This window comes from Streptomyces sp. KLMMK (assembly GCF_036961605.1).
GTDB classification, from domain to species: domain Bacteria; phylum Actinomycetota; class Actinomycetes; order Streptomycetales; family Streptomycetaceae; genus Streptomyces; species Streptomyces telluris.
Map to the genome: position 1 here is coordinate 1 of NZ_JBAMDC010000212.1, position 11,760 is coordinate 11,760.

Here is an 11,760-nt window from a genome sequence, read left to right on the forward strand (position 1 = left end):
CCCCAGGCCCTCGACCACATAGCCGCGGCGCGCCTGGCCGCTCTCCTCGAAGACGGACAGCACGCGGTACGCGGCGGAGAAGCCGCCCTCCACGCCCTCGGCGGCCACTGCTCCGCGGGTGACGACCCCGTGCCGGTCGAGGAGCGTACGGGCCAGGGCGTGGGCGCGGTGCGTGGGATCGGGCTCGTGCCCGGGCAGCAGGGACCAGCGGCCCGCGACCGTGGGAGGGCCCCCACGGGAGGCTGTCGGCGACGTGGGCAGGCCGCCGCGCGCGGTGAAGGAGCCGTAACGGCCGCGCGGCACCGCGCGCTTGGCACGGTGCGCCGTGGAACCCGCCGTCCGCCCCGAACCGAGGAGGGCGCGCAGCGGGGCGAGGGTGTCATTGGTGAGCCGGCCGGACCAGGCGAGGTCCCACAGGGCGTCGGCGATCTGCGGCTCCGTGACGTCGGGGACGGCGGCGCGCACGCGCTCGGCTATCTGACGGAAGAACAGGCCGTAGCCGCCGGAAAGCGCGTCGAGCACCGCCTGGTGGACGGGGGAGAGCTCCAGCGGGTGGGGCTCGGGCAGCAGCAGCGGGGCCGCGTCGGCGAGCAGCAGGGACACCCAGCCGTCCTTGCCGGGGAGGGCGCCGGCGCCGGCCCACACCACCTCGCCCGCCGCGGTGAGTTCGTCGAGCATGGCCGGGGAGAAGTCGCGCACGCGGCCGGGGAGCACCAGCTTCTCCAGGGCCGACGCCGGGACGGGCGCGCCCTGCAGCTGCTCGACCGCGCGCAGCAGGCCGTCCACGCCGCGCAGGCTGTGGGTGCCGACGTGCTGCCACTGGGGGAGGAAGGCGGCCAGCGCGGCGGGCGGTACGGGCTCCAGCTCGTGCCGTAGCGCCGCGAGGGAGCGGCGGCGCAGCCTGCGCAGGACCGCCGCGTCGCACCACTCCTGGCCGATGCCGGAGGGGTGGAACTCGCCCTGGACGACGCGGCCGCCGGCCATGAGGCGCTGCAGCGCGCCGTCGGTCACGGCCGTGCCCAGGCCGAAGTGGGCGGCGGCTTCGGCCGAGGTGAAGGGGCCGTGGGTGCGTGCGTAGCGGGCGAGGAGGTCGCCCAGCGGGTCCTTGACGGGCTCGGTGAACGCTTCGGGGACGCCGACGGGCAGGGCCGTGCCCAGGGCGTCGCGCAGCCGCCCCGCATCCTCGACAGCCGCCCAGCGCTCCTCCCCGGCGATCCGTACGCGGACGGCGCGCCGGGACTCCGCCAGCTCCCACACCCAGGCCGGGTCGGCGCCGCGCCCGGCGAGACCGGCATCGGTCAGCGGGCCCAGCAGGCGCAGCAGATCGGCGACGCCTTCGCGGTCCTTGGCACGCCGGTCCTCCGTCAGCCACTGCAGCTCGCGCTCCAGCTCGGCCAGCACCTCCGCGTCGAGCAGCTCGCGCAGCTCGGCCTGGCCCAGGAGCTCGGCGAGCAGCCGCGAGTCCAGCGACAGGGCGGCGGCACGGCGCTCCGCGAGCGGCGAGTCGCCCTCGTAGAGGAACTGGGCGACGTAGCCGAAGAGCAGCGAGCGGGCGAACGGGGAGGGCTCCGGGGTGGTCACCTCCACCAGCCGGACGCGGCGCGATTCGATGTCGCCCATGAGCTCGGTGAGACCGGGGACGTCGAAGACGTCCTGGAGGCATTCGCGGACGGCCTCCAGGATGATCGGGAATGAACCGAACTCCCCGGCGACCTGCAGCAGCTGGGTGGCGCGCTGGCGCTGCTGCCACAGCGGGGTGCGCTTGCCGGGGTTGCGCCGGGGAAGCAGCAGGGCCCGGGCGGCGCACTCGCGGAAGCGCGCGGCGAACAGGGCCGAGCCCCCGACCTGGTCGGTGACGATCTGGTCGATCTCGCCCTTGTCGAAGGCGACGTCCGCGGCGCCGACGGGAGACTGCTCGCCGTCGTACTCCGTGCCCTTGCGGGCGGGGTCGGCATCCAGCAGGTCGAGGCCCATGAGGTCGGCGTCGGGCAGCCGCAGCACGATGCCGTCGTCGGCGTGCATCACCTGGGCGTCCATGCCGTACCGCTCGGCGAGGCGGGCGCCCAGGGCCAGTGCCCAGGGGGCGTGCACCTGGGCGCCGAAGGGCGAGTGGACGACGACGCGCCAGTCGCCGAGCTCGTCGCGGAAGCGCTCCACGACGATGGTCCGGTCGTCCGGGACGTGCCCGCAGGCCTGGCGCTGCTCGCTCAGGTAGGCCAGGACGTTGTCCGCGGCCCAGGTGTCGAGGCCGGCGGAGGCGAGCCGCTCCCGGGCGGCGTCCGCGTCGGCGGAGCCGACCTCGCGCAGGAAGGCGCCCAAGGCGCGGCCCAGTTCGAGGGGGCGCCCCAGCTGGTCGCCCTTCCAGAACGGCAGCCGCCCCGGGACGCCGGGCGCGGGGGTGACGAGGACGCGGTCGCGCGTGATGTCCTCGATCCGCCACGAGGTGGTGCCCAGGGTGAAGACGTCGCCCACGCGTGACTCGTAGACCATCTCCTCGTCCAGCTCGCCGACCCGGCGCCCGCCCTTGGCGCCCTCCTTGGAATCCGCGCCGGCCAGGAAGACGCCGAACAGCCCGCGGTCGGGGATCGTGCCGCCGGAGGTGACGGCGAGCCGCTGCGCGCCCGGGCGGCCCGTGACCGTACCGGCGACGCGGTCCCACACCAGGCGCGGCCGCAGTTCGGCGAAGGCGTCGGACGGATAGCGGCCCGCGAGCATGTCGAGCACCGCCGTGCAGGCCGACTCCGGCAGGGACGCGAAGGGGGCGGCCCGCCGCACCAGGGCCAGGAGCTCCTCCACGTCCCAGGTGTCGACGGAGACCATGGCGACGACCTGCTGGGCCAGGACGTCCAGCGGATTGGCGGGCACCCGCAGGGACTCGATGCCCCCCGAGCGCATCCGCTCGGTCACCACGGCCGCCTGCACCAGGTCTCCCCGGTACTTGGGGAAGACGACGCCCGTGGACACCGCGCCGACCTGGTGGCCCGCGCGGCCGACCCGCTGCAGCCCCGAGGCCACCGACGGCGGCGACTCGACCTGGACGACCAGGTCCACCGCGCCCATGTCGATGCCCAGCTCCAGGCTGGACGTGGCGACGACGGCGGGCAGCCGGCCCGCCTTGAGGTCCTCCTCGACCAGGGCCCGCTGCTCCTTGGAGACCGAGCCGTGGTGCGCGCGGGCGAGGACCGGCGGCGCCCCCTTGGCCGCGCCGGACTCGGCCATCAGCTCGGCGGGGGAGTGGTGCTCGGGCAGGGGCGCGCCCGTGGCGCGCTCGTAGGCGATCTCGTTCAGCCGGTTGCACAGCCGCTCGGCAAGCCGGCGGGAGTTGGCGAAGACGATGGTGGAACGGTGCGCCTGGACGAGATCGGCGATCCGCTCCTCCACATGGGGCCAGATGGACGGCCTGTCCTTGGCGTCACCGCCGTCCTGGACCGGTGACGCACCCAGCTCGCCCAGGTCCTGCACCGGGACGACCACCGAGAGGTCGAACTCCTTGCCGGACGGCGGCTGGACGATCTCCACCCGCCGCTGCGGTGAGAGATAGCGGGCCACCTCGTCCACCGGCCGGACCGTCGCGGAGAGGCCGATGCGCCGCGCGGGGCGGGGCAGCAGGACGTCGAGCCGCTCCAGGGACAGGGCGAGGTGGGCGCCCCGCTTGGTGCCCGCGACCGCGTGCACCTCGTCGAGGATGACGGTCTCCACGCCCTTGAGCGCGTCCCTCGCGGCGGACGTGAGCATCAGGAAGAGCGACTCGGGCGTCGTGATCAGGATGTCCGGCGGGCGGTTGACGAGGGCCCGGCGCTCGGCGGGCGGGGTGTCGCCGGAGCGGATCCCGACGCGCACCTCCGGCTCGGGCAGCCCCAGGCGGACGGCCGCCTGCCGGATGCCGGTCAGCGGGCTGCGGAGATTGCGCTCCACGTCCACCGCGAGGGCCTTGAGGGGGGACACGTAGAGCACCCGGCAGCGCTTCTTGGTCTCGGCCGGCGGCGGGGCGCTCGCCAGCCGGTCGAGCGAGGCGAGGAAGGCCGCCAGCGTCTTGCCGGACCCCGTCGGCGCGACCACCAGGACGTCCGACCCCTCGCCGATGGCCCGCCAGGCCCCTTCCTGCGCCGCCGTGGGCGCGCTGAAGGCTCCCGTGAACCAGGCGCGCGTCGCCGGGGAGAACCCCGCGAGGGCCCCGTCCGCACCCGCCGCCGCACCGGCCGCCGTCTCGTCCGCCATGCCACCCATCGTGCACCGCACCACTGACAATGCCCCGGACCCGCAGGTCAGCCCATACGGCCGGGCGGAACGGGCGCCGCGGGGGAGGGGCGGCGGAGGCGGCCGTCACACGGTGCGGCCGTACGCGCGCAGGGTCAGCAGCGCGGCGAGGGTCACCATCGGCCGGCTCTCCAGGCGGGTGCCGGGGGCCCACTCGCGCCAGCGGATCGGCCAGCCGCCGTCCTCCTGCTGCGAGGCGGCGAGGAAGTCCAGCGAGCGGTCCAGCTCGGCATCGGTGAACCAGGGGCGGGCCGGCGAGTCCGGGGTGGGCGCGAAGTCGTGCGGGTAGTGGTGCTCGCCCGGGGCGTACCCCTCCGCGACGGGGTAGTCGGCCACGCGCGCAGGGTCCAGGACCGCCAGCCGCTGCTCCCGCACGACCCGGCCGAGGCGCTCGGCCGCGGTACGGGCACGCGCCCGGTCGGGTGCCCCGTCCAGGAAGGCGACGGCCGCCTCTACCTCGTACGGGTGAGTTCTCGTCCCGTTCCCGAGGGACTCGACCGCGGCCCAGCAGAAGTCGGTCGCCCGGAACAGCCAGGCGTGCCAGACCTCGTTGCGGTGCAGCAGCCCCACCACGGGGCCGGTGGCCAGCAGGTCGCTCGGCGGGTCCTCCACCACCGGGATCCACGGGGCCGCCGGATAGCCCCGCAGCGAGGGGTGGAGCGCGGGCAGCGCGCCGTCTGAGGTGGAGACGGACGTCAGGTAGCGGCAGACGCGCTCCATGCGCCGGTCGCCGCAGAGCCCGATCTCGTCGAGGACGCGCAGCGCGTAGACGGTGTGCAGCGGCTGGCTCACCGGGCCGCGCAGATCCGGCTCCAGGGCGAAGCCGTACCCGCCGTCCTCGCCGAGGTAGGCCGTCAGGGCGGCTTCCACGGCGCCGGGGTCGCCGTCCAGGAAGTGAAAGGCGAATCTCCGCTGCTCCAGGACGCGGGCGGTCAGCCAGATGAACTGTTCGGCACGGACTGCGGGGGATGTTCCGGATCGGGCCATGCACCGACCGTAGGGCGGGGAACGGCCCCAGGTCAGCGCCTCGTGCCGGGCAGCACCCTCAGGGGCGGGATACTGGGCGCATGCGGTTGACGGTTTTCTGGCAGCGGATGGCGAATCATTTCGGCGCGGCGTACGCCGACTCCTTCGCACGCGACCACGTGATGTCCGAGCTGGGCGGGAGGACGGTGCACCAGGCCCTGGACGCCGGCTGGAACGCCAAGGACGTGTGGCGCGCGGTGTGCAGGGCGATGGAGGTCCCCGAGGACAGACGGTGACATACCGGGTGGCTGTCGCGGGGTTCCGTTTCATCCGATAGGCCACACTTGCGGCGTGGCAGACGACCCCGCTCCGGAACCCGCCCCACCGCCTCCGCCCGAACCGTCCGGCACCGACACCGGCGCCGCCATGCCGCGCTGGCTGCCCCGCGCGATGGTGACCGCGCTCGCCCTGCTCGCCTGCTTCATGCTGGCGGTCTGGGCCTTCCAGCAGCTCATCGGCCTGCTGCTCAACATCCTGATCGCCTTCTTCCTCGCCCTGGCCGTCGAGCCGGCCGTATCGCGGCTGTCCGCCCGCGGCATGCGCCGCGGGCTCGCGACGGGCCTGGTCTTCCTCGCCGTCACCGTCGTCGTCGCGGGCTTCTTCGCGTTGCTCGGCTCGATGCTCGCCGACCAGATCGTGACCATGGTGGAGAACTTCCCCTCCTACCTGGACTCGGTGATCAAGTGGGTCAACCGGGTGTTCCGCACGAGCCTGTCCCGCGTCGCGGTCCAGGAGAGCCTGCTGCACTCGGAATGGCTCCAGCGGTACGTGAAGAGCAGCGCCAGCGGCGTCCTGGACATCTCGGCCACCGTCCTGGGCGGACTGTTCCAGCTGCTGACCGTGCTGCTGTTCTCGTTCTACTTCGCGGCCGACGGGCCCCGGCTGCGCCGCGCCCTGTGCTCCGTGCTGCCGCCCCGCCGGCAGGCCGAGGTGCTGCGCGCCTGGGAGCTCGCCGTCGCCAAGACCGGCGGCTACATCTACTCGCGCGGCCTGATGGCGCTGATCTCCGGCCTCGCCCACTACGTGCTGCTGGTCATCCTGGGAGTGCCCTACGCCCCGGCTCTCGCGATCTGGGTGGGCTTCGTCTCCCAGTTCATCCCGACCATCGGCACCTACCTCGCGGGTGCCCTGCCCGTGCTGCTCGCCTTCACGGTGAACCCCTGGTACGCGGTCTGGGTGCTCGGCTTCGTCGTGGTCTACCAGCAGTTCGAGAACTACGTGCTGCAGCCGCGCATCACCTCGCGGACCGTCGACATCCATCCCGCCGTCGCCTTCGGGTCGGTGGTGGCGGGCGCCGCGCTGCTCGGGGCCGTGGGAGCGCTGGTGGCCATCCCGGCGACGGCGACGCTCCAGGCCTTCCTCGGCGCGTATGTGAGGCGGTACGAGGTGGCGCCGGGCCCGGAGTGGCGCGCTTGACAGCAAAATCGAACATCCATTCTTATGGGTTCCCCGGCGCCGTGGAGCCGTGTGCGGGACCGCGTCCCGGGGCCCCTCGCGGGCCGGGTTATCCACAGGCGGGAGCGACGCCCGGGCGCATTGTCAGTGGCAGGCGTTAGCGTCGTGGACGTGAAGCGATCGACTCAAGCAAACCGGGTGGAACCCATGGCAGGCACCGACCGCGAGAAGGCGCTGGACGCCGCGCTCGCACAGATTGAACGGCAATTCGGCAAGGGCGCCGTGATGCGCCTCGGAGAGCGGCCGAACGAGCCGATCGAGGTCATCTCCACCGGGTCGACCGCTCTCGACGTCGCCCTCGGCGTCGGCGGCCTCCCGCGCGGCCGTGTGGTGGAGATCTACGGACCGGAGTCCTCCGGTAAGACGACCCTGACCCTGCACGCCGTGGCCAACGCGCAGCGGGCCGGCGGCACGGTGGCCTTCGTGGACGCCGAGCACGCGCTGGACCCCGAGTACGCCAAGAAGCTCGGCGTCGACATCGACAACCTCATCCTGTCCCAGCCGGACAACGGCGAGCAGGCCCTCGAGATCGTCGACATGCTGGTCCGCTCCGGCGCGCTCGATCTGATCGTCATCGACTCCGTCGCGGCCCTGGTGCCGCGCGCGGAGATCGAGGGCGAGATGGGCGACTCGCACGTCGGTCTCCAGGCCCGGCTGATGAGCCAGGCGCTCCGGAAGATCACCAGCGCGCTCAACCAGTCCAAGACCACCGCGATCTTCATCAACCAGCTCCGCGAGAAGATCGGCGTGATGTTCGGCTCCCCCGAGACCACCACCGGTGGCCGGGCGCTGAAGTTCTACGCCTCGGTGCGCATCGACATCCGCCGCATCGAGACCCTGAAGGACGGCACGGAGGCCGTCGGCAACCGCACCCGCTGCAAGGTCGTCAAGAACAAGGTCGCGCCGCCCTTCAAGCAGGCCGAGTTCGACATCCTCTACGGCCAGGGCATCAGCCGCGAGGGCGGCCTGATCGACATGGGCGTCGAGCACGGCTTCATCCGCAAGGCCGGCGCCTGGTACACGTACGAGGGCGACCAGCTCGGCCAGGGCAAGGAGAACGCCCGCAACTTCCTCAAGGACAACCCCGACCTCGCCAACGAGATCGAGAAGAAGATCAAGGAGAAGCTGGGCGTGGGCGTCAAGCCCGGGGACAAGGACGGCGAGCCCGCCGCGGACGGCGCGGGCGCCGAGGCCGCCGAGCCGGCCAAGTCCGTGCCCGCCCCGGCGAAGTCCACGGCGAAGGCGGCCAAGGCCACGGCTGCCAAGAGCTGATCCATGACACGGCGATGGGAGTACCCCCGGCCGGGCGCCGGGGAAGACCCTCCGGGACCGGACGTGGACGACCGTACCGGCGGTGGCGCCCCCTCCCCGTCGAGGGCCGGGGACGACGGGGCACCGCCGCGGCCCGAGGAGCAGGCGCGGGCGATCTGCCTGCGCCTGCTCACCGGGACCCCGCGCACCCGCAAGCAGCTCGCGGACGCCCTGGCCAAGCGGGGCATCCCGGACGAGGTCGCCGAGGAGGTCCTGTCCCGTTTCGAGGACGTGGGCCTGATCGACGACTCGGCGTTCGCCGGGGCCTGGGTCGAGTCCCGGCACCACAGCCGGGGCCTGGCCAGCCGGGCCCTGGCGCGCGAGCTGCGCACCAAGGGCGTGGACTCCGCCGTGATCGACGAGGCCGTGGGGCAGCTCGACGCCGAGCAGGAGGAGCACACCGCCCGCGAGCTGGTCGAGCGCAAGCTCCGCGCCACCCGCGGGCTGGACCGCGAGAAGCGGCTGCGCCGCCTCGCCGGGATGCTCGCCCGCAAGGGCTATTCCGAGGGCCTCGCCCTGCGCGTGGTGCGCCGCGCGCTGGAGGAGGAGGGCGAGGACCCGGAGCTGCTGGACCACTGCCTGCCGGACGTATAGGCCCCACGGCGGCGGCGCCCGCCGGATGCGGTCATGCCGCCGCGGGCCGCCGTCACGTCCCGGCGAGCCGTCACCTTCCGGCGAGCTTCACGTCCCGCTGTCCACCGGCAGGCCCGCCGCGCGCCAGGCCTGGAAACCGCCCGCCAGGTCCGTGGCGCGGTGCAGGCCCAGCAGGCGCAGGGAGGCTGCGGCCAGGCTGGAGGCGTAACCCTCGTTGCAGATCACGACCACCCTCAGATCGTGCCCGGTCGCCTCGGCGGCGCGGTGCTCGCACTGCGGGTCGAGCCGCCATTCCAGCTCGTTGCGCTCCACCACCAGAGCGCCGGGGACGAGCCCGTCGCGCTCGCGCAGCGCCGCGTACCGGATGTCCACCAGCAGGCCGCCCCCGGCCTGGGCGGCCGCGGCCTCGGCGGGGCCGAGCCGGTCCAGGCCCTCCCGGGCGGCCGCCAGGAGCTCTTCGACCCTCACGCCCACTCCTCCGGCCACTCGACCTGCTCCAGCCGCAGCACCGGCCCGCTGCGGCTGTACCGCCTCATCAGCGGCAGCGGCGGGTAGTACGCGTGCACGGACACCGCGTGCTGCTCCGCCGAAGCGTTGAACACCTGGTGCACATGGTGGGCGCCGAAGGCCCGGCCCTCTCCCTCGGAAAGCCGCCGCTCCCGGTCGATGCCGTCCGTCAGCTCCAGGCTCCGCCAGCCGTCGGTGGGCATCCGGGCCGCGAGCGAGTGCTCGGTCAGCACCCCGCCGGCGGTGGCGAACGCACCGTGCGAACCGCCGTGGTCGTGCCAGCCGGTGCCGGTGCCGGGCGGCCAGCCGATGAGCCAGGCCTCGCTGTCACCCGGTCCGTTCAGCCGCATCCAGGTGCGGCCGCGGGGATCCAGCGGGAGGGAGGAGACCAGCTGTGCGTCGGCGGCCGCACGGCGGGCGAAGGCGAGCAGGTCGGCCTCGGAGGGCGCGCCGGGGGAGCCGGGGGAGACCGTGGAGGAGCCGGGCACGGGCGTGGGCAGGGGAAGGAACACGGGAACCGTCCTGAGTGATCGCGAAGGAGCGCGCGGCGGCCGGCGCACAGAGCGCACACGCAGGCCGCGCGGAGGGAATGCGGATCAGCAGGACGGACGACAGACGCAGCCCGCGTAGCGGAGCAGGTCCAGATGGACCCTCCGCCAGAAGTGCGCGCCGGTGTCAGTCACGTTCCGTAGTCAACCATGGCGTTCGGTGCAGGTCAACGGTTGGCTGCGGCTTCGCTGGGGGCTTCCGACGGCGGCTGCGCGCTCCCCGCGCGCTCGCCGCCCCCGGAGGCCGTGCCCGCCGCGCTCGCCCCCGTACCTGCCGCTGAGGCCCCGGCAGGGCCGCTCCGGCCCTCGTCCGCGGGCTCCGCACCGCCGGCCGCACCGCCCCGTACGGCGTCCGCGCACGCGAAGAGCTCTGCGGGCCGTACGCCGGCGAGCGCCGCGACCAGGTGCCCGTCCGGGCGCACCACCAGCACCGTGTGGGCCGGAGCGCCCGGGTACTCGTCGGTGACGAGCAACTCGGCGCGCATGGGCAGGGCGCTGACGGCGGCCGCCAGCTGCGGCATGAGCCCGGCGTCCGCCCAGTGCCGCCGCTCCCACACCCCGCTGCCCGGCGCCGTCAGGACCACCAGGAGGTCCCCGCCGAGCCGGTCCCGCAGCCGCACGAGGGTGCCGTCCGGCGCCGTCACCGGGACGTTCTCCGCCTGGGCCCCCAGCGGGGTGTCCACGGCGACGGAGCCGGCGGGCGGTGCGGCCGGTGCCAGGGGCGTGCGGATGTACGAGGGGGGTGTGCTGAGCTGCCCGCGCCCGAGGTGGCCGTCGGTGAGCAGTTCGTCGTGCCCGCGCAGGGCGCCCGGCACCAGCGTGCGGCGCACGCTGCTCCACCCGCCCTCGCCCCGTACCGCCGGCAGCGCCCGGTCGGCGGCGCGCAGCCGGTCCCCGATCGCCCCGCGCCGCTCGGCCTGGTAGCTGTCGAGCAGGGCCTCGGAGGCGCCGTGGTGCCAGGCCAGGGCCAGCTTCCAGGCGAGGTTCCCGGCGTCGCGCAGCCCCTCGTCCAGGCCCTGGGTGCCGAGCGCGCCCAGCAGATGCGCGGCGTCCCCGGCGAGGAAGGCGCGGCCGGTGCGCATCCGGCGCGTGAGCCGGTGGTGCACGAGGTGCACGCCGGTGTCCAGGAGCTCGTACGGCGGGACGTCTTCGCACCAGGTGGCCAGCGAGTCGCGCACGCGGGCCAGGAGTGTGTCGGGCGTGACGAGTTCGCCGCCGGGCGGCAGCGGCCAGTCGAGCCGCCACACGCCGTCCGGCAGGGGACGGGCCGTCACTTCCCCGCCCCGTGCGGGCGACCGGTGCAGCACGGCCTCGCCGGGCCACGGCAGCTCGGCGCGGAGCGCGGCGACCGCGTACCGCTCGACGGCCGTGCGCCCGGGGAAGCGCGCGCCGAGCAGCTTGCGCACGGTCGACCGGGCGCCGTCGCAGCCGACCAGGTAACTGCCCCGCCAGGCGGAGCCCTTGTCGCCGCGGAGGTGGGCGGAGACCCCGAAGGCGTCCTGCCGCAGGTTCTCCAGGCGGCCCCCGCGGACGATCCGGACCTTCTCCTCCGAGACGAGTGCGGCCTTCAGCTCCCGCGTCAGCGCGTGCTGCGGCAGGTGCAGCGGCGAGGGGCCGGCTGCCACCGCGCCCTCGGCCGCGCCGGCTTCCGCGGCTTCCCCGGGGTTCGTGAACGCCAGCCGGCCGACCACCGCGCGGCGGCGCAGGGTGCGCCAGCCCGCCCAGCGGGTGCCGTCCTGCGTGGCGCATCCCAGCCGCTCCACCATGGCCGCGGTGTCCGGGCCGAGCACGACCGTCCGGGCCAGGCGTTCCTCGTCCGGCGCGGGGCCGTCGGAGGCCTCGTCGAGGAGGACGACGCGCACGTCGTGGCGGGCGAGGCAGAGGGCGAGCACGAGGCCGACCGGGCCGGCCCCGACGACGATCACCGGGTCCACGGCACGGCTCCCCGGTGCGCGCTGCGGCCGAGATCCCTGCCCGGGGCTCCACGGTACGTACGGGGCGTACGGGACGTTCGGGATCCGACGGGGGGAACGCGGTGCTCGATCACAGAACGTATGCAACC

General features: G+C 74.4%; 10 protein-coding genes. 4 read left to right on the forward strand and 6 right to left on the reverse strand.

The window, feature by feature from the left end; genetic code table 11:
* Positions 1–4,218 (reverse strand): ATP-dependent helicase (locus V7793_RS24770; RefSeq protein ID WP_336010065.1); only part of this gene is annotated, 4,218 nt, incomplete at its 3' end.
* A gap of 105 nt (positions 4,219–4,323) precedes the next feature.
* Positions 4,324–5,244, reverse strand: coding sequence for a hypothetical protein (locus V7793_RS24775; RefSeq protein WP_336010066.1), 921 nt, complete (start codon positions 5,242–5,244; stop codon positions 4,324–4,326).
* A gap of 80 nt (positions 5,245–5,324) precedes the next feature.
* Between V7793_RS24775 and V7793_RS24780 the strand changes: the two genes are divergently transcribed.
* The 4 genes from V7793_RS24780 (at position 5,325) to recX (ending at position 8,643) form a co-directional block, all read left to right on the forward strand.
* On the forward strand, positions 5,325–5,519 hold the full coding sequence (locus V7793_RS24780) for a DUF3046 domain-containing protein (protein WP_168091927.1): 195 nt from the start codon (positions 5,325–5,327) through the stop codon (positions 5,517–5,519).
* 55 nt (positions 5,520–5,574) lie between these two features.
* On the forward strand, positions 5,575–6,699 hold the full coding sequence (locus V7793_RS24785) for an AI-2E family transporter (protein WP_336010068.1): 1,125 nt from the start codon (positions 5,575–5,577) through the stop codon (positions 6,697–6,699).
* A gap of 186 nt (positions 6,700–6,885) precedes the next feature.
* The gene (recA, locus tag V7793_RS24790; protein ID WP_336010070.1) at positions 6,886–8,010 is read left to right on the forward strand and encodes a recombinase RecA; all 1,125 of its coding nucleotides are present in this window, start codon (positions 6,886–6,888) and stop codon (positions 8,008–8,010) included.
* Between the two features lie 3 nt (positions 8,011–8,013).
* Entirely contained in the window at positions 8,014–8,643 is a 630-nt protein-coding gene (gene recX, locus V7793_RS24795; RefSeq protein WP_336010072.1) for a recombination regulator RecX, read from the forward strand.
* 87 nt (positions 8,644–8,730) lie between these two features.
* Here recX and V7793_RS24800 read toward each other — a convergent pair whose 3' ends face one another.
* The 4 genes from V7793_RS24800 to V7793_RS24810 all read right to left on the reverse strand — a co-directional run bounded on the left by V7793_RS24800 (position 8,731) and on the right by V7793_RS24810 (position 11,632).
* Positions 8,731–9,111 (reverse strand): rhodanese-like domain-containing protein, encoded by a 381-nt coding sequence (locus V7793_RS24800; protein ID WP_336010073.1) that lies wholly within the window; start codon positions 9,109–9,111, stop codon positions 8,731–8,733.
* Positions 9,108–9,662 carry a cysteine dioxygenase gene (locus V7793_RS24805; RefSeq protein ID WP_336010076.1) on the reverse strand — a complete coding sequence of 185 codons (555 nt, stop codon included), beginning with the start codon at positions 9,660–9,662 and terminating at the stop codon, positions 9,108–9,110. The genes V7793_RS24800 and V7793_RS24805 overlap by 4 nt, the downstream gene beginning before the upstream one ends.
* Before the next feature lie 84 nt (positions 9,663–9,746).
* Positions 9,747–9,833 (reverse strand): putative leader peptide, encoded by an 87-nt coding sequence (locus tag V7793_RS38260; protein WP_372504864.1) that lies wholly within the window; start codon positions 9,831–9,833, stop codon positions 9,747–9,749.
* A 32-nt stretch (positions 9,834–9,865) separates the two neighbouring features.
* Entirely contained in the window at positions 9,866–11,632 is a 1,767-nt protein-coding gene (locus V7793_RS24810) for an FAD-dependent monooxygenase (RefSeq protein ID WP_336010078.1), read from the reverse strand.
* Between the last annotated feature and the right edge of the window lie 128 nt (positions 11,633–11,760).

Bases quoted from the DNA above. Each gene is read 5' to 3' on its own strand.
- V7793_RS24775 (WP_336010066.1), bottom strand. From the start codon at position 5,244: ATGGCCCGATCCGGAACATCCCCCGCAGTCCGTGCCGAACAGTTCATC.
- V7793_RS24780 (WP_168091927.1), top strand. From the start codon at position 5,325: ATGCGGTTGACGGTTTTCTGGCAGCGGATGGCGAATCATTTCGGCGCG.
- recA (WP_336010070.1), top strand. From the start codon at position 6,886: ATGGCAGGCACCGACCGCGAGAAGGCGCTGGACGCCGCGCTCGCACAG.
- recX (WP_336010072.1), top strand. From the start codon at position 8,014: ATGACACGGCGATGGGAGTACCCCCGGCCGGGCGCCGGGGAAGACCCT.